Raw genomic sequence first — 21,851 nt, 5'->3', positions numbered from 1 at the left:
GCTATCTCCTGTTGACGCGCCTACCAGCCGCGAAAGCGCTCCCAATGTGCCACCACCTCGGAAGATCCGGGGCGCACGACCTCGTAGGCGTCGTGCTGGGCGCAGGTGGCGCATGCGTGGTTGGGCACGATGCGCAGCTTCGCGCCCAACGGCAGATCGGGCGAGGTTGCGCCGCTGCCCGGCCGGACCTTGATGATGCCCTGCTCCTGGTTGGTTTCGGCGAGCAGCAGGTCGGGATAGACCGTGCCGTCCTCCGAGCACACCAACCCATACAGCTGATCCACCCGCTGTTTGGAGGTGCCCCGGTCGCGGGACATGGCCATCCATCCGGCGTCCACCAGAATCCAGCCCTTGTCGGGCTGATGGCCGATGACGGTCGTCAACACAGTAGCGGCGATATCGTCCACCGAGCACACGCCCAGCCCCGCCATCACCAGATCGAAGAACACGTACACGCCAGCGCGGACTTCCGTCACACCGTCGAGCTTGCGGGCGAAATGCGCGGTGGGCGTGGACCCCACGCTGACCACCGGGCACGGCATGCCCGCCGCGCGGATGGCCTCGGCGCAGCTCACCGCCGCCCAGCGCTCCTGCTCCGCCATGTCGGCGATCGCCTTGACGCTGTCGCAACCATAGGACTCGCCGGCATGCGTCATGACACCCCGCAGGCATGCGCCGTCCTCGTGCAGGACCTTGGCGATGGCGAGCAACTGCGCCGTATTGCCCGGCTGCACGCCAGCGCGATGGCCGTCGCAATCGATCTCGATCAGCGCCGGGATCGCGTCGCCCGCCTCTCGCCCGCGCTGGGCGACGGCGCGCGCCGCCTCGATGCTGTCCACCACCACGGTCAGGTCCGCGCCGCCGCGGCGCAGCGCCAGCACGCGGTCCAGCTTGGCAGGCGATACGCCCACGGCGTAAAGCAGGTCGGTGACGCCGGCGGCCGCGAACTGCTCGGCCTCCTGCAGCGTCGACACGGCGGCCGGCCCCTGCGGCGAGGCCATGAGCCGGCGCGCCACCTCAATGGACTTGGGCGTCTTCAGGTGGGGACGCAGCTGCACGCCATGCCCCGCCATCAGCGCATTCAGGCGCTCGATGTTGCGTGTCATGCGCGCTTCGTCCAGCAGCAGGCAAGGCGTATCGAGGGTATCCAGGGAGGAGGAAACGGCGGTCTGGCTCATGATGGTCTCGGCGTGACGATTCGAATGGACGAAGTATGGCGCGGCGCCGCTTCCCCGTGTTTAATCTGGACTTAATCATCGATTAATGAGCATCTGAATGATCACCACCGAGGACCTGCGCTTCTTCCTGAGCCTGTCGGTCACCCGCTCGCTGGCGGAAGCGGCGCGCGCGCTGGATGTGACGCCGCCCGCCGTGACGCAGCGGCTGCATGCGCTGGAAAAGCGGCTGGGCGTCAGGCTGGTGAACCGCTCGGGGCGTGGCACGGCGTTGACCGACGAAGGCAGGCTGCTGGCGCTGCGGGCCGAACAGATCTGCGGCGAACTCGGCGAGCTGGCCGACGAACTGGCGGGCCGGCGCGGCGTGGTGGCGGGCCATCTGCGCGTGGTCGCCCCGCTGGGCTTCGGGCAACGCTACATCGCGGGGCTGGTCGCGGAATTCCGCAGCCAGAGCGCGGACATCACCGCCAGCCTGCTCCTGTCCGACGGCCCGCCCCGGCTCGCCGCCGACGACTGGGACGTCATGGTCCATATCGGTGAGCTGCGGGACTCGACGCTGGTCGCCTACCCGCTGGCGCCCAACCGCCGCATCCTCTGCGCCTCGCCCGCCTATCTGGCGCGCCACGGCGCCCCCGCCAAGCCCGAGGACCTGCGCGGACATGATTGCATCGCCCTGCGCGAGAACGACGAGGACGTCACCTTGTGGCGCTTCAAGCAGGGCCGCGGACCAGCCGTGGGCGTGCGCGTCTCGCCGGTGCTGTCGAGCAATGCGGGGGAAACTGCCGTGGAATGGGCCCTGGCCGGGCACGGCATCATCGTGCGCTCGGAATGGGATGTGGCGGCGCATCTGCAGGCGCGCGCGCTGGTGCCCCTGTTGCCCGGCTGGACCCTGCCTTCGGCCGATGTGGTGGCCCTGGTCAAATCGCGCCAGGAGCTTCCCGCGCGGACCGCGGGCTTCCTTGCCCACCTGCGCGCCGCCTTCGCCACGCCGCCCTGGCGCGGCTAGCCGTCTTCAGTCCAGCATGGCCTCGGCCTCGATCTCGATCAGCCATTCCGGCAGCGACAAGCCGCTGACGATGACCCACGACGACGGCGGAGGATCCTTCTTGAAGCGGTCGCGCAAGGCCTGGGCGATCACTTCCTGGTCTTCGCGCGCAGCCTCGCAGATGTAGATGCGCAGCATGATCACCTGAGCCAGCGTGGCGCCGGCGGCGCCGAGCACGCGTTCGACATTGTCCAGCGCGGCTTCGGTCTGCTCCTGCAGGCCCGGCCCCACCGTGCGCTCATCAGCGTCGACGCCGACCTGGCCGGACAGCAGCATGCGGCGCTGCCCGGTAACGATGACGGCCTGGCTGAAACCGTATTGCACGGTGTTCGGCACGCTATCCGGGTTGACGACGGTTCTGGACATTGCATTCTCCTGAAGGCGCGCCCGACGCGGCGCCGCAGCCCGCATTCTATCCAGTGGTCTCAGGCGTCGACGCGCCCGGCGCCAGCACCGCGCGCAACCGGCAAGGCGGCCAGCAGCACGATCGCGCCTGCGCCCACCGCGGTCCAGAATCCCGCACTGACGCCATAGTGGTCGACTACCCACCCGGCTAACGCCGCGCCCGCGGCGACGCCCGCGCCCAGGCCGGTCACCAGCCAGGTCAGGCCTTCGGTCAGGCGATGCCCGGGCACGCTGCTTTCCACCAGGGCCATGGCGATGATCATGGTCGGCGCGAAAGACAGGCCCGCCAGCAGCACGCCCAGCGACAGCGTCAGCAGGTCGTTCACCAGCAACAAGGGAATCGTGGTGAAGGCTGTCACCGCCGCCGCGACGACCAGCAGGCGCGTGAGCGACGTCCGGAATTTCAGGATGCCGAACACCAGGCCTGCCACGCAGGAGCCGAGGGCATAGGCGGACAGCACCAGGCTGGCGCCGGCGGGCATGCCCTGCTGCCGGGCGAAGGCCACGCTCAGGACGTCGATGGTCCCCACGATGATGCCCATGGCGGCCATCACCGCGAGCAGCGCGCACATCGGCGGCATGCGCAAGACCGATTCCTGCGGCCCTTCCTGCTTGAACCGAAGCACGGGCTCCGTGGAGCGCTGCAGGACAAAGGCCGTGACGCCGACCGCCAGCAGCAGCGCCGCGGCCAACGGCGCAGCCTGCGGAAAGAACAACACGCTCAGGCCCACGGACAGCGGCGGCCCGACGATGAAGCTCAGCTCGTCGGCCACGGACTCCAGCGCGTAGGCGGTGCGCAGTTGCGGCCGGTCCCGGAAGATCTCGGTCCAGCGCGCGCGTATCATCGCCGGCATGCTGGGCAAGGCGCCCGTCAGAGCGGCGAAGGCGAACAGGGTCCAATCGGGCGCATTCCAGTAGGCGCAGGCCGCCAGCCCAAGCAGGCCGGCGATGCAAAGGCCTGCCGCCACTGGCAGCACCCTGCCCTGGCCGTGGCGGTCGACCAGCCGGGAAATCCGCGGCGCCAGCAAAGCCGTGGCCAGCGCGAAAGTGGCGGCAACGGCGCCCGCCAGCGCATAGGCGCCCCGCACCTCCGACAGCATCGTGATGATGCCTATGCCTATCATCGGCAGCGGCAGGCGCGCGATCGCGCCGGCCAGCACAAAACCCAGGGCGCCAGGCGCCTGGAACAACTCGCGATACGGATTCGACACCGGAGACCTTTCAATGCGATGGACAGCGGCATCGTATTCACATACGATGCGTATGTCAATTTACATACGTAGCGTATGTCTTTGGAGAGCTGCATGACGCGTTCCCGCGCCGAAATGATCGAAGCCACCCGCGCGAAACTGCTGGCGACCGCCCGGCTAGCCTTCCGGGAAGCGGGCTACGCGGCGACGTCCATGGACGATTTCACAGCCGCCGCGGGACTGACGCGAGGCGCCTTGTACCACCACTTCGGCGACAAGAAGGGTCTGCTCGCGGCGGTGGTCGAACAGATCGACCGTGAAACGGACCAGCGCCTGGCCGCCATTTCCGCGCAGGCGCCCGATGCCTGGACGGCCTTGCGCGAACGCTGCCGCGCCTACCTGGAAATGGCGGCCGAACCGGAGATCCGGCGCATCGTGCTGCAGGACGCGCGGGCGGTGCTGGGCGCCGCGGCCGACGCTTCCCAACGCCAATGCCTCGCTTCGCTGAGCGCCCTGCTGCAGGCCTTGATGAACCAGGGTGTCATCGAGCGGGCGCCATTGCAAGCGCTGGCCCGGCTGATCAACGGCAGCCTGGTCGAAAGCGCCTTCTGGATCGCGCAGGACGCCGAGGACGGCCCCAGGCTGGCGCAGGCCTTGCAAGCGCTGGACCTGTTGCTGCGCGGCCTGCGCCGGCCGCGCTGACGCCGCCCGGCGCGCCATCCGTTTGCGGTCACGCCCCGGCACGCGTATTATCAAAGAAATACCTTGTTTAAATAAATCACCCCCGAAGGCGGAACACCGCGTGAGCACCAGCACATCCCCTGTTTCAAACGCGTCCTGGGCAGACCTGCTGCATGGAACCAATGCGCTGCGCTCCATCGCGCTGGCGGGCGGCGTGGCGCTGCACGCCATCAACGTCTACATCGTCACCACCATCCTGCCCAGCGTCATCCAGGACATCGGCGGGCTGGAGTACTACGCCTGGAACACCACGCTGTTCGTGGTCACGTCCATCGTCGGCTCGGCGCTTTCCGCCCGGTTGATCGAAACGCTGGGCCCGCGCGCAGCCTACCTGCTCGCCGTGCTGGTGTTCACCGTCGGCTCCGTGGCCTGCGCGCTGGCCCCGAGCATGCCCGCGCTGCTGACGGGACGCAGCATCCAGGGCCTGGGCGGCGGCATCCTCTTCGCGCTCAGCTATGCCCTGATCCGACTGGTGTTCGAAGCGCCGCTGTGGTCGCGCGCGATGGCGCTGGTATCGGGCATGTGGGGCGTCGCCACCTTGTGCGGACCGGCCATCGGCGGCGTCTTTGCCCAGACCGGGCACTGGCGGCTGGCGTTCTGGGCCCTCCTGCCCGTGGCCGCAGCCCTGGCGGCCATCGTGACGCTCAAGGTGGGCGGCAAGGATTCGATTCCGCCCAGCAAGCCCAGTCCGCTGCCGCTGACCACGCTGGGCCTGCTGGTGGCCAGCGTGCTGGCCATCACCCTGGCCAGCCTGTCGAAGGACCTGCGCTGGAATCTTGCCGGCATCGCCGCGGGACTGGCGATCGCCGCGCTGATCGCCGCGGTGGACCGGCGCGCCGCGAAGCGCCTGCTGCCTACCGGCGCCTACTCCATCGGCACGCCGCTGGGCGCGCTGTACGCCATCATGTGCCTCATCGTGGCCGCGATCACCACTGAAATCTTCGTGCCGTACTTCCTGCAAGTCATCCATGGCACGACGCCGCTGGCGGCCGGCTACATGACTGCGGCCATGGCGGCCGGATGGACGCTGGCCGCCATGCCCAGCGCCACCCGCAGCGGCCCCGCCGCCGACCTCATGGTGCGCTTGAGCCCCGTCGTTATCCTGGCGGCGCTGATCGGCCTGGCCCTCATGACCCCGCGCACGGCGCAGCTTGAGTCCTACGCGGGCTTGGCGCTCTACGTGCTTGCGCTGGCCGGCGTGGGATTCGGCATCGGCCTGAGCTGGCCGCACCTGCTGACCCGGATATTCACGGCTGCGCCCAAAGGCGAGGAAACGCTGACCTCGTCATCCATCACCACCGTGCAGCTCTACGCAACGGCGTTGACGGCGGCGCTTGCCGGCGTCATCACCAACAGCGCGGGGCTGGCGGATCCGGGCGGCGTCGTGGGCGCGCAGCACGCGGCGCAATGGCTGTTCGCGACGTTCGCGCTGGCGCCTGTCTCAGCGCTGTTGCTGCTGCGTCGGATCACGCGCCGGCGCGGGCTCGAGGCCGCGCGGCAATAGCAGACTGGCGCGCGCATGCTCGGCCAAAGGCGGTATGGAAGGTCCCCGGCACTTTTGCTACGCTGGATTCGTCTGCAAGAGGTCCTGCCATGGTCAACAGAATCCGCGTGCTTTGCGTGCAACCGTCGTCGCTTCTGGCGCGCTTTGCATTCCTGGGCATCGCCCTGCGCTGGACGCTGGGCGCCACGCCCCGCCCCACCCGGCTGCTGATCGGACCGCACGACCTGGAACCCGTGGGATCCGAAGCCGCCTTCTGGCAGTTTGCCTTGCGCCATGCCTTTGCCGGCCAATCCGTCCTGGTGACGCGCGGCAGCCGCTGGGACCTGGCGGCTTCGGTGGACGGCGACGAGGTCCGCGCTTTCGGCCGCAAGTTCACCCTGCGACAATGCCTGTTCTGAAACCGCGGGCGCCGGCGCGCTCCCGCGCCCGCCACCACGGCAAGGAACAGCCATTTCCCATCCTGACACCACCGTCATCCATATCAACGGCCCCATCAACAGCGGCAAGTCCACCGTGGGCGCCGCACTGGCCGCCATGCTGCCCGGCGCGCGCTTCATCGAAGGCGACGACCACGACGCGCCCAGCCACCTGCCCCAGACCGAGCAATGGGCGCAGGCAGTGACCCGCCTCACGGACCTCATCGGCAGCGCGCGGGAGCCCTACCTGGTCATCGCCTACCCCCTGGAGCAGGACAGCTACGAACGGATTCTGGCGGCCTGCACGCGACGCGCCGCCCGGCTGCGCGTGGTGACGCTGGCGCCCGCGCTCGCGGCGGCGCAATCGGACAGGGGCGGACGCGTGCTGGAGGAATGGGAGCGGCAACGCACCGCGCAGATGTACCTCGAAGGCTACGCTTCGCGCCCGTTCAGCGATCTGGTGCTGGACACCTCCGCCACGGACGCGCAATCCAGCGCCCGCCAGATTGCGCAGTGGCTCGATGCCTGACTAGCGCGCGGGTTGGCGCGAGTACGGGCCGTCCGCGGCGCGACCGCGCAACAACGATTCCGGGTGGGCTTGCAGATAGTCCACCAGTTCACGCAGGGACCGGGCGGTGCGCGACAGCTCCTGCAAGGCCGCGTTGGCATTCACCGGCAAGCCTGCATCGGGACTCAGCGCCCCCCCTACCGCGGCCAGCGACTTGGTGGCTTGGCGCAGCATGGCCTGGGCCTCCGGGGCCAGGCGGGTGTCCAGCCCCTTCATCAGGCTGGCCGTGACGCGCAGGAACTGGCTCAGATCGGCGCCGAGGCCTTCGAACGGCACCTTGTCCAGCTTGGTCAGGATGCTGTTGATCTGCTGCTGCAACTGATCCAGATTGTTCGGCACCGTGGGGATGAAGGGTTCTTCCTCCATCTTGAACGACACCGGCTTGGCATCCGGGAACACCGCCAAGGCGACATACAACTGGCCCGTCAACAGATTGCCGATGCGCAGCTGCGCCCGCAGGCCCTGTTCGATCAATGCGGTCAGCAGCTTTCCGCTGGGATGCTCCAGCGACGATCCGGAGTATTGCTTGATTTCACCCACCGCATCGGCGCCCAGGCGCTCGGGATAGACGGTGGCCCCGACCAGGGCGTAGAACTGCTTGGTCGCCGGGTCGAACTCCAGGCCAATGGAATCCACCTGCCCGATAGCCGCGCCATAGGCGTCGATAGGCGCGCCCACCGCCAGGCCCCGGACCGATTGGTCGAAACGCATGCGGATGTGCAGCGGCAGACCGTCGGGCTGCGCGCGGGCTGCGCCTTCGGACGAAAAAATGGTGAACTCGGCGCCTGCCTTGGCCGCCGTGTGCGCATGCTGCTCCACCGTGTCGAACGCCACGCCCCCGACGATCACCGACAGCAGCGATTGCGAGCGCACCTGCAAGCCGCGGGCGTCAACGCTGAAGTCCACCCCGCTGGCGTTCCAGAAGCGCGTGGCGCTGTTGACGTAGGCGTCGTTCGGCGCGTCGATGAAGACCTGCACGTCGACGCCATCGCCGTTGGCATCCAGGTGGTAGGCCACCACCTGCCCCACGGCGATGCGGCGGAAATAAACGGGCGAGCCTACGTCCAGCGAGCCCAGGTCGCGCGCCTTGAGCGTGAAACGCTTGCCGGCGCGGTCCTGCGCGACTTCGGGTGGCGTTTCCAGGCCAACGAACTCGGACTTGGACGCGCGGGTCGCGCCTTCCTTGCGGTAGCGGTCGGACGGATCCACGCCGACATAGGCGCCGGAGAACAAGGTGCTCAGGCCCGACACGCCATTCAGGGTCAGGCGGGGCCGGACTACCCAGAAGATGGTTCCTTCCTGCAGCAGGCTGCCCGCGTCCTTGTTGATGCGCACCGTCGCGATGACGCCCGTGCGGTCCGGGTTCAACGCCACGCGTTCGACCACGCCGACGTTGACTTCCTTGTAGCGGACCTGGGTCTTGCCGGCCTCCAGGCCTTCGGCGGTCTGGAAGCTGATGTCGGCCGTGGGGCCGGCGTTCAGCCAGACGCGAAGCACCAGCAGCAATCCGCCCAGGGCCGCGATGACCGGCACCAGCCAAATCCAGGACAGGCGACGCCCTTTGCGCCTTGCGGCAGGCGTGCTGGCAACGGCGGGGCCAGACTCAGGCATGGTTGATGTCCCCTGTAGTACGCATACGGACTCGAGGGCAGAACGCTTTCAAGAATCGCGCCCTGACGGCCAGCGCGCAAGTAAGGGTATTCCCGGGATCGGTATGCCGGGCGAAAATGCGCCGCCTCGTGTTCACAGGTAGGATAAGGCCCCCCTAAAGCAGGAATTACCCGTGACCATCGAAATTCGTCCGGCCGTCCCTACGGATGCGGCCCAGATCCATGCCTTCATCACCGAGCTGGCCGTGTATGAGCGCGCCGCCCACGAGGTGATCGCCAGCCCCGAGGACGTCGAGCGCACCCTGTTCGCCGAAGGTGCGCCGGCCAAGGCCTTGATGTGCCTGCTGGACGGCAAGGCCATCGGCTACGCCGTCTACTTCTACAGCTACTCCACCTGGCTGGGCAAGAACGGCATCTACCTGGAAGACCTGTACGTCACGCCCGAACAGCGCGGCATCGGCGCGGGCCGCGACCTGCTGCGCCACCTGGCGCAAGAAGCGGTGGCCAACGGCTGCGGCCGCCTGGAATGGAGCGTGCTGGACTGGAACACCCCCGCCATCGATTTCTACAAGTCGATCGGCGCCTTGCCGCAGGATGAATGGGTGCGCTACCGGATGGCTGGAGACGCCCTGCTCAATTTCGCGCAGGGCCGGCGCTAGGCGCCGCCAGCGGCGATCTGCCGGATCAGAATTCCGGCAGGTCGAAGAGCGTATACAGCGTTGAACTGGGAACCGGCGCGGACGCGAGATGCTCGCGCCCGTCGTCGTCCACCAGGACGCGCACCGGCCGCAAGGCCACGCTCATGCCGTCCTGGCTGATGGCGGTTTCGACTTCCGCCCCGTCCTTGATGGCCTCGATAACCTCGGATGCCGCCGCCGTCACCGGTTCAGTGACCCAGCCGGGCACGCCGCGTTCGGCCTGGCCCCAACGCACATAGGCCACATGCCCGCTGACAGGCTCTTTACGGACCGCGACGATCACATACAAAGACATCCAGGCCTCCCCAATGTTAGGCCGGGATCGTATAACAACTTTGCGCAGCCGTTATGACTGCTGGCGTCAAGGCTCGATGTCGATAGGGGCAAAGGACTTCACCAGGTCATCCAGCATCTTCAGCTGGGTCAGGAAGGGCTCCAGCTTGTCCAGCGGCAAGGCGCTGGGGCCATCGCACTTCGCGTTCTTGGGATCGGGATGGGCTTCGAGGAACAGGCCGGCCAACCCCACTGCCATGCCCGCGCGCGCCAGCTCGGCGACCTGCTCGCGGCGGCCGCCGGAAGCGGCGTCCAGCGCCGAGCGCTGCTGCAAGGCATGGGTGACGTCAAAAATGAGCGGGCGGTTGCCGGACACTTTTTTCATCACGCCAAACCCTAGCATGTCTACAACCAGGTTGTCATAGCCAAAGCAGGTGCCGCGGTCGCAAAGAATCAGCTTGTCGTTGCCGGCCTCGGTGAACTTCTCGACGATGTTCAGCACCTGGGTCGGGCTGAGGAACTGGGGCTTCTTGATGTTGATGACGCGCTGCGTCTTGGCCAGCGCGACCACCAGGTCCGTCTGCCGCGCCAGGAAGGCGGGCAGTTGCAGGATGTCGACGACCTCGGCCACGGGAGCCGCCTGCCACGGTTCATGCACGTCGGTGATGACCGGCACGCCGAACTCCTTCTTGACCGCCTCGAAGATCTTCATGCCCTCTTCCAGGCCCGGACCGCGGTAGGAATGGATCGACGAGCGGTTGGCCTTGTCGAAGGAGGCCTTGAATACGTAGGGGATGCCCAGCTTGCGGGTGACGCGCTGGTATTCCTCGCAGGCGCGCAGCGCCAGGTCCTTGGATTCCAGCACATTGATGCCGCCGAACAGCACGAAGGGGCGGTCGTTCGCGCAGCTGATCGAGGAGGAGATAAACACTTCTGGGGCGGTCATGATGGGTGAATCCTGTGGAAGTAAGGCAGGTGATAGTGCGTAATGTACAACCTGCCCGACCGGTCCGCGCCCGCCGCCCCGCACGCCTCCGGCTCAGCGGCTTGAAAGCATGCGGCGCAGCACCCCGTCGCGCAGCACGTAATGGTGGAACAGCCCGGCCAGCGCATGCAGCAGCGCCAGGATGATGATGCACCAGGCCACGGTGTCGTGCAGTCCGCCGATGAAGCGGCGCTGCTCGTGATCGATGGCGATCAGCGTGGGCACATCGAACAGGCCGAAGAACGCGAACGGCTCGCCCTGCGCCCAGCGGAACAGGAAGCCCAGCACGATCTGCGCCGCCATCAGCAGGTACAGCAATCCGTGTACGCCCGTACTAGCCGCGCGCAGCCAGCCCGTGGCCGCCGGCGGCAGGCGCCTGTCCGCGGTGAGGCGGCAGACGATCCGCAGCACGAACACGGCGGCAAACAACAAGCCAAATGAAATATGCAGGTGCTGCAACAAGCGCCGCGTGGGCGTGCCGCGCGGCAGGAAATCCCAGATCTCGGCCAGCGCGAACAGGCCCACCACGAGGAGCGCCGTCAGCCAATGGAACGCGATGGTGACCCGGTCATAGTGGGCCGGCGCGGCGGGTTGGAGGGGTGTGGGCACGGGATACGCTCGTCGTCTGGAGGAAAGCCTGCAAGCGTATTGACATCAGACTTACGGCGTCCTGATTCCTGACGCCGGCGGGCATCAGGCGTTGCCGGTGTCGGAGGTCCATCTGGCCGAATAGGTTTGCGGCAGCAGGCTCAGGCTGCCCACCAGTTTTTCCACACGTTCGTCTTCCTGTTGCGTGGAATAGACCGCCGCGGTCACTTCGGACCGGCCGCCATCGCGCTGCTGGCTTTCCACACCGCGCAGGCGCAGGCTGTGCTTGCCCAGGGCGTTCAACAATTCCGCGCGCACCAGGGCCTCGTCCGTCGACGCGCAGGTCAAGGCGATGTTGTAGTAGCGCTCCTCGGCCTCGGCCTCGGGAACGTAGCGGTCCACCAGCCTGGCGCCGCGCCGCAGCAGCACATTGGTCACCAGGATCAGCGCCGTGACCAGGCTGGATTCGGCAAGAAAGCCGTAGCCCGCCAGCACGCCCACGGCGCCGGTGGCCCAGATGGTGGCGGCCGCGCTCAGGCCGCGTATGGTCAGGCCGTCGCGCATGATCAGGCCGGCTCCCAGGAAGCCGATGCCCGTCACGACCTGGCTGCCCAGGCGCATGTCGCTACCGGCGTCCAGCAGCGCGGGCAAGGCGGTATAGGCGGCCGCGCCCAGCGCAACCAGCGCATGCGTGACCACGCCGGCGTAGTTCTGCCGCCATTGGCGCTCGACGCCGACAGCGGCGCCGAGCAGCATGGCCAGCACAAGATTGATGGCTATCGCGAATTCGTTCATGGGACCGGATCGTAGACTCGGCCCCATTATCGCCCGGCGTAACGCTTGGGCTAGTTTCGTTCCTGCGCCGGATCGCTCACCAGCCGGTAGGCAATGGCGCCGACGATTGCGCCGACGATGGGCGCGACCCAGAACAGCCACAGCTGTTCCAGCGCCCAGCCGCCCACGAACAGCGCGGGGCCGGTGGAACGTGCCGGATTGACCGAGGTGTTCGTGACCGGGATGCTGATCAGGTGGATGAGCGTCAGCGCAAGCCCAATGGGAATCGCCGCGAAACCGGCGGGCGCGCGCTTGCTGGTGGCGCCCAGGATCACGAAGATGAAGCCCGCGGTCATCACGATTTCCGTCACCAGGGCGGAGGCCATCGAGTACTTGCCCGGCGAATACGCGTCATAGCCGTTGGCCGCGAAGTGGCTGCCCTTCAGGTCGAAGCCCAGCTTGCCGCTTGCGATGCAGGCCAGCACTGCCGCAGCCACGATCGCGCCCAGGACCTGGGCAATGACGTAAGGCACGATTTCCTTGGCGGGGAAACGTCCGCCCGCCACCAATCCGACCGTGACGGCCGGATTGAAATGCCCGCCGGAGATGTGCCCCACCGCGAACGCCATCGTCAGCACGGTCAGGCCGAAGGCCAGCGCCACGCCGGCGAAACCGATACCCAGCTGGGGGAAACCAGCGGCCAGCACCGCCGCGCCGCAGCCTCCCAAAACCAGCCAGAACGTGCCAAAAAACTCCGCGCCGCAACGCTTAGAAAGCGAATACATGTCGACTCCCCGTAAAACGAAAATGCCACGGTATCGCGAGGCGGGAGCGACGACTTTAAAGCAATGCAAATCTTGACAATTCTTGAGCGCAGCCAGACGCCACCGCCCCTGCCGCAACCACGGTAACGTCGGCGGACAGGTTCGAGGATCGCCCGTAGCGGCTAGACGAAAAGGCTCAAGCGGTCATCCCGGGGCCGGCTTCGTATCCGGCTCGGGAATAGCTGCGTGGCAGCGCGGGCCGCTAGCCGTGCACGGGCGTGCACAGTTCGACCAGCGTGCCGTCGGGACAACGGACGTAGGACACGACCTGCCCCCAGGGCTTGGGCGCGGGCGCGGTCAGTTCCGTTGCGCCTGCGGCAAGCGCGCGGGCGTGAGCGGCGGCGACGTCATCGGTGACGAAAGCCACTTCCATGCCCAGGGGCTCGGCCGACGCCGAGGCCGCCACGTGGCCGCCGCGGAAATTCGCGCCGGCCAGCTCATGCGCGGCGAACGACAGCGTGGTGTCGCCGGTTTCGAGTTCGCCGTAAGTCTGGGACTCGTGCAGAAAGCGCCTGGAGAATCCGAAGGCCTGTTCAAAAAACGACAGCGATGCCGCGACGTCCGGCACGTAGATGATGGTGTATCCGAATTTCATGAGACGTCCTGGTCGAGGAATGGGCAGCGCGGCTTGGCAAGTGCCAAGCCTCATGACAGATTTAACCAGAATACTGTTTATTTATCCAGCACTATCGTTACCAGCAAGGTGGCATCACGCAAGCCGGTCAGCGCGTGCGGCTCGTGCGCGGGCAAGGCGCTGAGCTGGTTTTCGCGCAGCAAACGGCTGCCGCCGGGCAAGGCCACGTCGACCTCGCCGGCAATGCAATGAATGGTGACCTCGCCCGCCACCGCGTGGCGCGGCAGCTCCTTGCCCGCCGGCAAGGCCAATTGCAGCAATTGCATGCGCGCCGTCTTCATCAGGCTGACGCTGACGGCCTCTCCGTGTTCCTGGTGCGGGGTGCGCAGATCGATGACATCCAGAAATGCAGCGTGCTTGAGCGCCATGGGGGCTCTCCTTAAGTGGGCGGACTTGAGTGGCCGTATCAAGTGTCGATACATGGGCGGTTTTCCACTAAGGCTTGAGCATATCCCCGCTGGGCAGTGACAGCCCGCAGTGACAACCCCGCAGCAACGCCCCCGCAGCAGCAACCCATGACAGCAAAAAGAAAGCCCCAAGGCATTCAATGCCTTGGGGCTTGCAGGATACTGTTGGCATCAAGCCAGATCAGTGCCCAAATTGGGTTGGTGCGAAGGAGGGGACTCGAACCCCTACACCTGTTACGGCGTCAGGACCTAAACCTGGTGCGTCTACCAATTTCGCCACCTTCGCGTTAAGCCAAGCCCGCTATTGTAGCTTGCTTGTTAAAATCTTGCGTCATGAATCCGCGCCTCGATGCTCTCCACCCCTATCCGTTCGAAAAATTGCGGGCTTTGCTGGCTTCGGCCGCGCAACAGCCGGACGGCCTGACGCCCATCAATCTCTCGATTGGCGAGCCCAAACACGCCGCGCCTGAACGCGTCGGACAAGCCATCCGCGACAATCTCGCCGGACTGTCCGTCTACCCGTCCACCAAGGGCGACCCGGCGCTGCGCCGCGCGATCTCGGAATGGCTGGCACGCCGCTACAGCATCCCTGCCCTCGATCCTGAAACCCAGGTGCTGCCGGCGCTGGGTTCGCGCGAGGCGCTGTTCGCGTTCACGCAGACCGTCATCGACCCGTCCGCCGGCTCGGTGGTGATCTGCCCGAATCCGTTCTATCAGATCTACGAAGGCGCGGCCTTGCTGGCCGGCGCCACGCCCTACTTCGTCAACGCCGACCCGGTGCGCAATTTCGCCAGCGACTGGAACCAGGTGCCGGACGAAGTCTGGAAGAAGGCGCGCATGGTGTTCGTCTGCTCGCCGGGCAACCCGGCCGGCAACGTCATGTCGCTGGACGAGTGGAAAACGCTATTCGAACTCTCGGACCGCCACGGCTTCGTGATCGTGTCGGACGAGTGCTATTCCGAAATCTACCTGGACGAAGGCAATCCGCCGCTCGGCGGCCTGCAGGCGGCGCGCCGCCTGGGCCGCGATACCTACCGCAACCTGGTCGCGTTCTCCAGCCTGTCCAAGCGCTCCAACGTGCCTGGGCTGCGTTCGGGCTTCGTCGCCGGCGACGCCGCGCTGATCGGCCGCTTCCTGCTGTACCGCACGTATCATGGCAGCGCCATGAGCCCCATCGTGTCCGCGGCCAGCATCGCCGCCTGGACCGACGAGGCCCACGTGAAGGAAAACCGGCGCATGTACCGCGAAAAGTTCGACGCGGTCGTGCCCATCCTGCAAAAGGTGCTGGACGTGTCCCGTCCGCAGGCCTCGTTCTACCTCTGGGCGGCCACGCCTGGTTCGGATACCGCTTTCGCGCGCGACCTTTTTGGCCGTACTGGTGTTACCGTGCTGCCGGGCAGCTTCCTGGCGCGCGAGGCGCACGGCGTGAATCCGGGCCAGGGCCGCATCCGCATTGCCTTGGTGGCGCCCTTGGCTGACTGCGTACAGGCAGCCGAGCGCATCGCCCATTTTGTGCATACTTCCGTTTGATCAACCTTTAAAAGCTGAGCCGATATGACTCTCGACCTGCAGACCACCATCGAAAAAGCCTGGGACGACCGGGCCAACCTGTCGCCCACCGACGCCAGCGCCGAAGTGCGCGAAGCGGTCGAGCACACCATCGACGGCCTGGATCTGGGCCGCTTGCGCGTGGCCGAGAAAATCAACGACGACTGGGTCGTGCACCAGTGGATCAAGAAGGCCGTGCTGCTGTCGTTCCGCCTGAACGAGAACGCCATCATGGGCCAGGCTCCGCTGCAGTTCTACGACAAGGTGCCGCTCAAGTTCTCGGAATACGGCGACAACGCCTTCAAGCAAGGCGGCTACCGCGTGGTGCCGCCGGCCGTGGCCCGCCGCGGCGCCTACATCGCCCGCAACGTGGTGCTGATGCCCTCCTACGTGAACATCGGCGCCTACGTCGACGAAGGCACCATGGTCGACACCTGGGCCACCGTCGGCTCCTGCGCCCAGATCGGCAAGAACGTGCACCTGTCGGGCGGCGTGGGCATCGGCGGCGTGCTGGAGCCGCTGCAGGCCAACCCGACCATCATCGAAGACAACTGCTTCATCGGCGCCCGCTCGGAAGTCGTGGAAGGCGTGATCGTCGAAGAGAACTCGGTGCTGGCCATGGGCGTGTTCCTGTCGCAAAGCACCAAGATCTATGACCGCGCCACCGGCAAGATCACCTACGGCCGCGTGCCGTCGGGTTCGGTCGTGGTCCCGGGCTCGCTGCCTTCGGCCGACGGCTCGCACAGCCTGGCCTGCGCGGTCATCGTCAAGCGCGTCGACGCGCAGACCCGCGCCAAGACCAGCATCAATGATCTGCTGAGGGCGTAAATGAGCACGACGGCTGTACTGGATCTGGTCAAGGACCTGATTGCCCGCCCTTCGGTCACGCCGGCCGATGAAGACTGCCAGGCGACGCTGGCCGCGCGCCTGGAGCGCGTCGGCTTTACCTGCGAGACCATCGCCCAGGGCGGGGTCACCAACCTGTGGGCGCGGCGCGGCAGCGCGGCGCCCCTGACCGTGTTTGCCGGTCACACGGACGTGGTGCCTCCGGGTCCGCGCGATAAGTGGGAAAGCGATCCCTTCGTTCCCACCGAGCGCGATGGCTACCTGTACGGCCGCGGGGCGGCCGACATGAAGAGCTCGATCGCCGCCTTCGTGGTGGCGGCCGAGGAATTCGTGGCGGCCCACCCGCAGCATGGCGGCTCGATCGCCCTGCTGATTACCTCCGACGAGGAAGGTCCGTCGATCGACGGCACCGCCATCGTCTGCGACGCGCTGAAGGCGCGCGGCGAACAGATGGACTATTGCATCGTCGGCGAACCCACCTCGGGCGACGTGCTGGGCGATACCTGCAAGAACGGCCGCCGCGGCTCGCTGTCGGGCAAGCTCACGGTGAAGGGCATCCAGGGCCACGTGGCCTACCCTCACCTGGCGCGCAACCCCGTGCACCAGTTGGCGCCGGCGCTGGCCGACATCGTCGACATCGAATGGGACAAGGGCAACGAGTACTTCCCGCCCACCACGTTCCAGGTGTCCAACCTGAACTCGGGCACGGGCGCCACCAACGTGGTGCCGGGCGAGGCGGTGGCGCTGTTCAACTTCCGTTTCTCGACCGCCAGCACGCCCGAAAGCCTGCAGGCGCGCGTGCACGAGGTGCTGGACCGCCACGGCCTGGAGTACACGCTGGACTGGGAACTGGGCGGCGAACCCTTCCTGACGCCGCGCGGCTCGCTGACGGACGCGCTGGTCTCGGCCATCCGCGACGAAACCGGCGTGACGGCCGAGCTCTCCACCACGGGCGGCACGTCCGATGGCCGCTTCATCGCCAAGATCTGCCCGCAGGTCATCGAGTTCGGCCCCTGCAACGCCACGATCCACAAGGTCAACGAACGGATCGAAGTGGCCTCGCTCGACCCGCTGAAGAACATCTATCGGCGCACGCTGGAAAACCTCCTGCTGCCGCAATGAACTGCCCGCGCGCGGCGCTCGCCGCGCGGGCTCTCCGCCCCTGAGGGGGCGCTTTTCCCCTTGGGGCGGCCCGGCGGGGAAAAACAAAGGTCTTATATGTATCAATCCGCCCGCCAAGAACTGCTGACCCTGCGCGACCTGATCCGCTACGGCGTGTCGCGCCTGAACGGCGCCCAGGTGGCGCTGGGGCACGGCAGCGACAACGCCTGGGACGAGGCGGTCTACCTGACGCTGCATGCCCTGCACCTGCCGCTGGACACGTTGGAGCCCTTCCTGGACGCCCGCGTGCTCAGCGAGGAACGCAACCGCGTGCTTGACCTGATCGACCGCCGCGTGACCGAGCGCCTGCCGGCCGCCTACCTCACCAACGAGGCCTGGCTGCGCGGCCATCGCTTCTACGTGGACCAGCGCGTCATCGTGCCGCGTTCGCCCATCGCCGAACTGCTGGATACCGGCCTGTCGCCCTGGGTGCAGGACGCCTACGCGGTCGAGAACGTGCTGGACATGTGCACGGGGTCCGGCTGCCTGGCGATCCTGTCGGCGCTGGCCTTCCCCTACGCCCACGTCGATGCGGTGGACGTATCGACGGACGCGCTGGAGGTAGCGCGCCGCAACGTCGACGATTACGGCCTGGCCGAGCGCCTGGAACTGCACCAGAGCAATCTGTTCGACGACCTGCCGGCGCGCCAGTACGACGTGATCATCTGCAATCCGCCTTACGTGAACAGCGGCTCCATGGACGTGCTGCCCCAGGAATACCGCCACGAGCCGGAGCTGGCCCTGGCCGGCGGCGCCGATGGCATGGACCTGGTGCGCCGCATTCTGGAAGCGGCGCCGCGCTTCCTGACGCCGGAAGGCGTGCTGGTGCTGGAAATCGGCCACGAGCGCGACTTCTTCGAGGCCGCATTCCCGCAGCTGTCGCCCGTATGGCTGGACACCGAGGAAGCCTCCGACCAGCTTCTGCTGCTTACCCGCGAGCAACTGAGCCTGTGATACGCGCTACTGGATTGACCCTGCGCCGCGGCACCAAGGTGCTGCTGGACGGCGCTGAATTCGTCGTGCACCCAGGCGAGCGCGTGGGCATCGTGGGCAAGAACGGCGCGGGCAAGTCCTCGCTGTTCGCGCTGCTGACCGGCGCGCTGGACCTGGACGCCGGCAACTTCACCATGCCCGCGGGCTGGCGCATTGCCAGCGTGAAGCAGGAAATCGAAGCCGATGAGCGCCCGGCGCGCGAATTCGTCATCGACGGCGACACGCATCTGCGCGAGCTGCAGGCGCGCCGCGCCGCCTTGACTGACGAGCAAGGCACCCAGATCGCGGAAGTGGAAGCGGCGCTGGTGGAAGCCGGCGCCTGGAGCGCGGCCTCGCGCGCCGAACAGCTGCTGGCCGGCCTGGGCTTCAAGCCGGCCGAGTGGATGCAGCCGGTGGAGAGCTTTTCCGGCGGCTGGCGCATGCGCCTGGCCCTGGCGCGCGCGCTGATGGCCCCGTCCGAACTGCTGCTGCTGGACGAGCCCACCAACCACCTGGACCTCGACGCCATGCTGTGGCTGGAAAAGTGGCTGGCCGCCTATCCGGGCACCGTCATGCTGATCTCCCACGATACCGAGTTCCTGGACGCGGTCGCCAAGTCCATCCTGCATTTCGACCACGCCAAGCTGGTGCGCTACCGCGGCGGCTACGGCGACTTCCTGACGCAACGCGCCGAACGCCTGCGCCAGACCAATATCGCCTACGAACGCCAGACCCGCGAAGCGGCCCGGCTGCAGGGCTTCATCGACCGCTTCAAGGCCAAGGCGTCCAAGGCCAAGCAGGCGCAAAGCCGCGTCAAGGCGCTGGCCCGCATGCAGGTGCTGGCGCCGCTGCACGCCGAGGCGGGCATCGACATCCGCATCCCCTCGCCCGACCAGGTGCCGGATCCGCTGCTGACCCTGGAACACCTGTCGGCCGGCTACACGGATGCCGACGGCAACGCCGTGCCCATCCTGCGCGACGTGACGCTGATGGTGCGCGCCGGCAGCCGCGTCGGCGTGCTGGGCGCCAACGGCGCCGGCAAAAGCACGCTGATCAAGACCCTGGCCGAAGAACTGCCGGTGCAGGCCGGCACGCGCCGCGCCTCGCGCGGCCTGGCCATCGGCTATTTCCACCAGCACCAGCTGGACATGCTGGACGTGGACAGCACGCCCATCGCCCATCTGGCGCGTCTGGCCCCCGAGACCCGCGAGCAGGAGCTGCGCAACTACCTGGGCGGCTTCGGTTTTTCGGGCGATACGGTGACCAGCAAGGTCGGCCCCATGTCCGGCGGCGAAAAGGCGCGCCTGGCGCTGTCGCTGATCGTCTGGCAGAAGCCCAACCTGCTGCTGCTGGACGAACCCAGCAACCACCTGGACGTGGAAACGCGCGAGGCCCTGGCCGCCGCGCTGGCCGACTTCGGCGGCAGCATGCTGCTGGTATCGCATGACCGCCACCTGCTGCGCACCACCGTGGACAGCTTCTGGATCGTGGCCGACGGCGCCGTGTGCGAATTCGACGGCGACCTGGAGGACTACCGCGACTGGCTCGCCGCCCGCAACGCCGGCGAACGCGCCGAGGCTGCGCGCGAAAACGCCGACGGTAGCGAACCGGTCGTCGACCGCAAGGCCCAGCGCCGCGCCGAAGCCGAACAGCGCCAGCGCCTGTCCGCCCTGCGCAAGCCGCTGGAATCCAAGCTGGCCAAGGTCGAGGCGGAAATGGAAAAGCTGCGCGCCAAGCTGCACGCGCTGGACGCCGTGATCGCCGATCCGGACCTGTACTCGGACGCGCGCCGCGCCGAACGCCAGAAGGTCATGGCGGAACACGGCGAACATGGCAAACGCATGGACGAGCTGGAAGAACAGTGGCTGGAAATCCAGGGCTCGCTCGAAGAGATCGAGCAGTCCGAAGCCTGAGTCCGGGCGGCGGGCGACTCGCCTGCCGCCGCTTCCAGCTGTCCGTGCTTATATAGAAATAATAATCGTTATCATCTATACTCTGTCGCGAATTTGACTCTATCTGGCGCCCGACGCCGGCGATATGTCTTCGCTAACGGATGTATTTCTCCGCCACTACCGAGAGGTGCTGGGTTTCCTGTCCTTGCGCACCGGTTCGCGCGACGTCGCGCAGGACTGCGCGCAGGACACCTGGATCAAGCTGGCGGAATTCAAGGACAGGACGCGTCCCGACAACGACCGCGCCTACGTGTTCCGCGTGGCCGCCAATATCGCCACCGACTGGCACCGGCGGCGCGGCCGTGAACTGGCGGCGACTGCCGACTACGCGGCCTCGCGGCCGCCCGCGCATGAGGCCGACACGCTCGATGTCGCCGTCGCGAACCAGATGCTGCGCAGGCTGGAAAGCGCCCTGCTCGCCCAGCCGCGCCGCAGCCTGGACGTGTTCGTGCTGCACCGGCACGAAGGCCTGAGCTACCGCGCCATCGCCGAACGCTACACGATCTCCGTCAGCGCCGTGGAAAAGCACATGATGCGCATCCTGCTGGCCTGCGACCACGCGCTGGCATCCTGACCATGGCGTCTCCGGCCCCTGCCCGCAACGCCCAGGAGGAAGCATCGCGCTGGGTGGTCCGCCACAGCGGCCAGGGCATGGATGCTCAAGCCCAGGCGGAGTTCGAAGCCTGGTACCGCGCGGACGCCAGCCATGCTGCCGCCTACGAACGGCTGGCGCGCCTGTGGCGGCGGATGGGCGAGGTCGAACGCGGCAAGCTGGCGCCGCGGCGTGCGCGCAAGCGCGGCGCTGCGGCGGCGCTGGCCTTGCTGGCCGCCTGGCCGGCCTGGCAGTTGCTGCGCGATTTCCATCCTGGCGCCGACTACACGACCGGCGCTGAGGTGCGCCGCGTCGTCCTGCCGGACGGTTCCAGCGCCACGCTGGATGCGGAATCGGCCATCGCCATCGATTTCACCTCGGACAAGCGCGAAGTCCGGCTGCTGGCTGGCCGTGCGCTGTTCGCCGCGGCGCCGCGCACCCCTGAGGGCCCAGGCTTCACGGTGCTTACGCCGGACGGCGCCGCCGCCGCGCTGGGCACCCGCTATTCGGCGGCGCGGGAAGCCGGGCGCACGCGCGTCGTCGTGTATGAACACGAGGTGGCCGTCGATTGCCTGGCCTGCGAAAACGACCAGCGCCTGGTCCTCGGCCCGGGCGAAGGGGCCGACGTTTCGGCAGCCGGCATCGCCCGCCTGGCCGCGACCGCCGCCGAAACCGCGCCGGACTGGAGCCAGGGCCTGCTAGCGTTCAACGACGTCTCGCTGCCCGACGCCGCGGCGCGGCTGTCCCGCTATGGCGGCAAGCACATCCTGGTGCTGGGTGAAGCCGCCCGCAACCTGCGCGTGTCCGGCACCGCCAGCATCGGCGATCCCAGGCGCGCGCTGGCGCTGCTGCTGGCGCAATCCAAGGTCGGCATTACCGAGTTGCCCGGCCTGCTGATCCTGCGCTGACCACGGCCGCCAATCGGTAAATGAGAATCGATATA

Annotated in this window: 24 protein-coding genes and 1 tRNA gene; 13 read left to right on the top strand and 12 right to left on the bottom strand. The window is 67.3% G+C overall.

Translation table 11 applies throughout. From position 1 onward, the window contains the following. Positions 1 to 20: 20 nt before the first annotated feature. Positions 21 to 1,178: a DSD1 family PLP-dependent enzyme gene (locus tag HWY37_RS07850; RefSeq protein ID WP_175205809.1), complete on the bottom strand. Its 1,158-nt coding sequence runs from the start codon at positions 1,176 to 1,178 to the stop codon at positions 21 to 23. Between the two features lie 97 nt (positions 1,179 to 1,275). Between HWY37_RS07850 and HWY37_RS07845 the strand changes: the two genes are divergently transcribed. Next, positions 1,276 to 2,181, top strand: a complete 906-nt coding sequence (locus tag HWY37_RS07845) for a LysR family transcriptional regulator (RefSeq protein WP_175205808.1) — start codon at positions 1,276 to 1,278, stop codon at positions 2,179 to 2,181. A gap of 6 nt (positions 2,182 to 2,187) precedes the next feature. Here the strand turns inward: HWY37_RS07845 and HWY37_RS07840 are convergent, their stop codons facing one another. Beyond that, positions 2,188 to 2,586 (bottom strand): RidA family protein, encoded by a 399-nt coding sequence (locus HWY37_RS07840; RefSeq protein WP_175205807.1) that lies wholly within the window; start codon positions 2,584 to 2,586, stop codon positions 2,188 to 2,190. 59 nt (positions 2,587 to 2,645) lie between these two features. Continuing rightward, a complete protein-coding gene (locus tag HWY37_RS07835) occupies positions 2,646 to 3,836 on the bottom strand; it encodes an MFS transporter (RefSeq protein WP_175205806.1) in 1,191 nt (396 codons plus the stop codon). A gap of 93 nt (positions 3,837 to 3,929) precedes the next feature. Here HWY37_RS07835 and HWY37_RS07830 point away from each other — a divergent pair, with 93 nt between their 5' ends. From HWY37_RS07830 to HWY37_RS07815, 4 genes are all read left to right on the top strand, one after another. Beyond that, positions 3,930 to 4,517 (top strand): TetR/AcrR family transcriptional regulator, encoded by a 588-nt coding sequence (locus HWY37_RS07830; RefSeq protein ID WP_176088294.1) that lies wholly within the window; start codon positions 3,930 to 3,932, stop codon positions 4,515 to 4,517. A gap of 100 nt (positions 4,518 to 4,617) precedes the next feature. After that, positions 4,618 to 6,060: an MFS transporter gene (locus HWY37_RS07825; RefSeq protein WP_176088293.1), complete on the top strand. Its 1,443-nt coding sequence runs from the start codon at positions 4,618 to 4,620 to the stop codon at positions 6,058 to 6,060. Between the two features lie 89 nt (positions 6,061 to 6,149). Continuing rightward, positions 6,150 to 6,458, top strand: coding sequence for a hypothetical protein (locus HWY37_RS07820; protein WP_175205803.1), 309 nt, complete (start codon positions 6,150 to 6,152; stop codon positions 6,456 to 6,458). Between the two features lie 115 nt (positions 6,459 to 6,573). Continuing rightward, complete coding sequence (locus HWY37_RS07815) at positions 6,574 to 7,005, top strand: shikimate kinase (RefSeq protein WP_175205802.1); 432 nt, start codon at positions 6,574 to 6,576, stop codon at positions 7,003 to 7,005. Here HWY37_RS07815 and HWY37_RS07810 read toward each other — a convergent pair whose 3' ends face one another. Next, positions 7,006 to 8,655: a PqiB family protein gene (locus tag HWY37_RS07810; protein ID WP_176088292.1), complete on the bottom strand. Its 1,650-nt coding sequence runs from the start codon at positions 8,653 to 8,655 to the stop codon at positions 7,006 to 7,008. Positions 8,656 to 8,827: 172 nt separating this feature from the next. On the opposite strand from HWY37_RS07810, the gene HWY37_RS07805 reads away from it, so the two are divergent. Then, a complete protein-coding gene (locus tag HWY37_RS07805; protein ID WP_175205800.1) occupies positions 8,828 to 9,313 on the top strand; it encodes a GNAT family N-acetyltransferase in 486 nt (161 codons plus the stop codon). A 25-nt stretch (positions 9,314 to 9,338) separates the two neighbouring features. Here the strand turns inward: HWY37_RS07805 and HWY37_RS07800 are convergent, their stop codons facing one another. The 8 genes from HWY37_RS07800 to HWY37_RS07765 all read right to left on the bottom strand — a co-directional run bounded on the left by HWY37_RS07800 (position 9,339) and on the right by HWY37_RS07765 (position 14,123). Further along, positions 9,339 to 9,647, bottom strand: a complete 309-nt coding sequence (locus tag HWY37_RS07800) for a carbohydrate isomerase (RefSeq protein ID WP_175205799.1) — start codon at positions 9,645 to 9,647, stop codon at positions 9,339 to 9,341. Positions 9,648 to 9,713: 66 nt separating this feature from the next. Then, entirely contained in the window at positions 9,714 to 10,571 is an 858-nt protein-coding gene (gene kdsA / locus HWY37_RS07795) for a 3-deoxy-8-phosphooctulonate synthase (protein WP_175205798.1), read from the bottom strand. Between the two features lie 93 nt (positions 10,572 to 10,664). Beyond that, positions 10,665 to 11,219 carry a cytochrome b gene (locus HWY37_RS07790; protein ID WP_176088291.1) on the bottom strand — a complete coding sequence of 185 codons (555 nt, stop codon included), beginning with the start codon at positions 11,217 to 11,219 and terminating at the stop codon, positions 10,665 to 10,667. 84 nt (positions 11,220 to 11,303) lie between these two features. Beyond that, complete coding sequence (locus tag HWY37_RS07785) at positions 11,304 to 11,993, bottom strand: MgtC/SapB family protein (RefSeq protein WP_175205796.1); 690 nt, start codon at positions 11,991 to 11,993, stop codon at positions 11,304 to 11,306. Positions 11,994 to 12,043: 50 nt separating this feature from the next. Further along, positions 12,044 to 12,757, bottom strand: a complete 714-nt coding sequence (gene aqpZ / locus HWY37_RS07780; RefSeq protein ID WP_175205795.1) for an aquaporin Z — start codon at positions 12,755 to 12,757, stop codon at positions 12,044 to 12,046. 241 nt (positions 12,758 to 12,998) lie between these two features. Continuing rightward, positions 12,999 to 13,391 carry a VOC family protein gene (locus HWY37_RS07775; protein WP_176088290.1) on the bottom strand — a complete coding sequence of 131 codons (393 nt, stop codon included), beginning with the start codon at positions 13,389 to 13,391 and terminating at the stop codon, positions 12,999 to 13,001. Between the two features lie 77 nt (positions 13,392 to 13,468). Beyond that, positions 13,469 to 13,798 carry a cupin domain-containing protein gene (locus HWY37_RS07770; protein WP_176088289.1) on the bottom strand — a complete coding sequence of 110 codons (330 nt, stop codon included), beginning with the start codon at positions 13,796 to 13,798 and terminating at the stop codon, positions 13,469 to 13,471. A gap of 238 nt (positions 13,799 to 14,036) precedes the next feature. Further along, a tRNA-Leu gene (locus HWY37_RS07765) sits at positions 14,037 to 14,123 on the bottom strand. 47 nt (positions 14,124 to 14,170) lie between these two features. On the opposite strand from HWY37_RS07765, the gene dapC reads away from it, so the two are divergent. The 7 genes from dapC (at position 14,171) to HWY37_RS07730 (ending at position 21,816) form a co-directional block, all read left to right on the top strand. Next, on the top strand, positions 14,171 to 15,367 hold the full coding sequence (gene dapC / locus HWY37_RS07760; RefSeq protein WP_176088288.1) for a succinyldiaminopimelate transaminase: 1,197 nt from the start codon (positions 14,171 to 14,173) through the stop codon (positions 15,365 to 15,367). A gap of 24 nt (positions 15,368 to 15,391) precedes the next feature. Next, positions 15,392 to 16,213 (top strand): 2,3,4,5-tetrahydropyridine-2,6-dicarboxylate N-succinyltransferase, encoded by an 822-nt coding sequence (gene dapD / locus HWY37_RS07755; protein ID WP_176088287.1) that lies wholly within the window; start codon positions 15,392 to 15,394, stop codon positions 16,211 to 16,213. Beyond that, the gene (gene dapE / locus HWY37_RS07750) at positions 16,214 to 17,353 is read left to right on the top strand and encodes a succinyl-diaminopimelate desuccinylase (RefSeq protein ID WP_176088286.1); all 1,140 of its coding nucleotides are present in this window, start codon (positions 16,214 to 16,216) and stop codon (positions 17,351 to 17,353) included. Between the two features lie 96 nt (positions 17,354 to 17,449). Then, entirely contained in the window at positions 17,450 to 18,346 is an 897-nt protein-coding gene (prmB, locus tag HWY37_RS07745; RefSeq protein ID WP_175205789.1) for a 50S ribosomal protein L3 N(5)-glutamine methyltransferase, read from the top strand. After that, complete coding sequence (locus tag HWY37_RS07740) at positions 18,343 to 20,277, top strand: ABC-F family ATP-binding cassette domain-containing protein (protein WP_175205788.1); 1,935 nt, start codon at positions 18,343 to 18,345, stop codon at positions 20,275 to 20,277. Before prmB ends, HWY37_RS07740 begins: the two co-directional genes overlap by 4 nt. A gap of 124 nt (positions 20,278 to 20,401) precedes the next feature. After that, complete coding sequence (locus HWY37_RS07735; RefSeq protein ID WP_175205787.1) at positions 20,402 to 20,890, top strand: RNA polymerase sigma factor; 489 nt, start codon at positions 20,402 to 20,404, stop codon at positions 20,888 to 20,890. Between the two features lie 2 nt (positions 20,891 to 20,892). Beyond that, positions 20,893 to 21,816 carry a FecR family protein gene (locus HWY37_RS07730; protein ID WP_176088285.1) on the top strand — a complete coding sequence of 308 codons (924 nt, stop codon included), beginning with the start codon at positions 20,893 to 20,895 and terminating at the stop codon, positions 21,814 to 21,816. Positions 21,817 to 21,851 lie beyond the last annotated feature (35 nt).

Origin of the sequence: Achromobacter anxifer, from assembly GCF_903652925.1 — a bacterium.
Taxonomy (GTDB): Bacteria; Pseudomonadota; Gammaproteobacteria; order Burkholderiales; family Burkholderiaceae_B; genus Achromobacter; species Achromobacter anxifer.
The sequence above is the reverse complement of the archived record's forward strand: the minus strand, read 5'-3'. Positions and strand labels throughout refer to the sequence as shown.

Bases quoted from the DNA above. Each gene is read 5' to 3' on its own strand.
- HWY37_RS07850 (WP_175205809.1), bottom strand. From the start codon at position 1,178: ATGAGCCAGACCGCCGTTTCCTCCTCCCTGGATACCCTCGATACGCCT.
- HWY37_RS07845 (WP_175205808.1), top strand. From the start codon at position 1,276: ATGATCACCACCGAGGACCTGCGCTTCTTCCTGAGCCTGTCGGTCACC.
- HWY37_RS07840 (WP_175205807.1), bottom strand. From the start codon at position 2,586: ATGTCCAGAACCGTCGTCAACCCGGATAGCGTGCCGAACACCGTGCAA.
- HWY37_RS07830 (WP_176088294.1), top strand. From the start codon at position 3,930: ATGACGCGTTCCCGCGCCGAAATGATCGAAGCCACCCGCGCGAAACTG.
- HWY37_RS07820 (WP_175205803.1), top strand. From the start codon at position 6,150: ATGGTCAACAGAATCCGCGTGCTTTGCGTGCAACCGTCGTCGCTTCTG.
- HWY37_RS07810 (WP_176088292.1), bottom strand. From the start codon at position 8,655: ATGCCTGAGTCTGGCCCCGCCGTTGCCAGCACGCCTGCCGCAAGGCGC.
- HWY37_RS07800 (WP_175205799.1), bottom strand. From the start codon at position 9,647: ATGTCTTTGTATGTGATCGTCGCGGTCCGTAAAGAGCCTGTCAGCGGG.
- kdsA (WP_175205798.1), bottom strand. From the start codon at position 10,571: ATGACCGCCCCAGAAGTGTTTATCTCCTCCTCGATCAGCTGCGCGAAC.
- HWY37_RS07785 (WP_175205796.1), bottom strand. From the start codon at position 11,993: ATGAACGAATTCGCGATAGCCATCAATCTTGTGCTGGCCATGCTGCTC.
- aqpZ (WP_175205795.1), bottom strand. From the start codon at position 12,757: ATGTATTCGCTTTCTAAGCGTTGCGGCGCGGAGTTTTTTGGCACGTTC.
- HWY37_RS07775 (WP_176088290.1), bottom strand. From the start codon at position 13,391: ATGAAATTCGGATACACCATCATCTACGTGCCGGACGTCGCGGCATCG.
- HWY37_RS07770 (WP_176088289.1), bottom strand. From the start codon at position 13,798: ATGGCGCTCAAGCACGCTGCATTTCTGGATGTCATCGATCTGCGCACC.
- dapC (WP_176088288.1), top strand. From the start codon at position 14,171: ATGAATCCGCGCCTCGATGCTCTCCACCCCTATCCGTTCGAAAAATTG.
- dapD (WP_176088287.1), top strand. From the start codon at position 15,392: ATGACTCTCGACCTGCAGACCACCATCGAAAAAGCCTGGGACGACCGG.
- dapE (WP_176088286.1), top strand. From the start codon at position 16,214: ATGAGCACGACGGCTGTACTGGATCTGGTCAAGGACCTGATTGCCCGC.
- prmB (WP_175205789.1), top strand. From the start codon at position 17,450: ATGTATCAATCCGCCCGCCAAGAACTGCTGACCCTGCGCGACCTGATC.
- HWY37_RS07735 (WP_175205787.1), top strand. From the start codon at position 20,402: ATGTCTTCGCTAACGGATGTATTTCTCCGCCACTACCGAGAGGTGCTG.
- HWY37_RS07730 (WP_176088285.1), top strand. From the start codon at position 20,893: ATGGCGTCTCCGGCCCCTGCCCGCAACGCCCAGGAGGAAGCATCGCGC.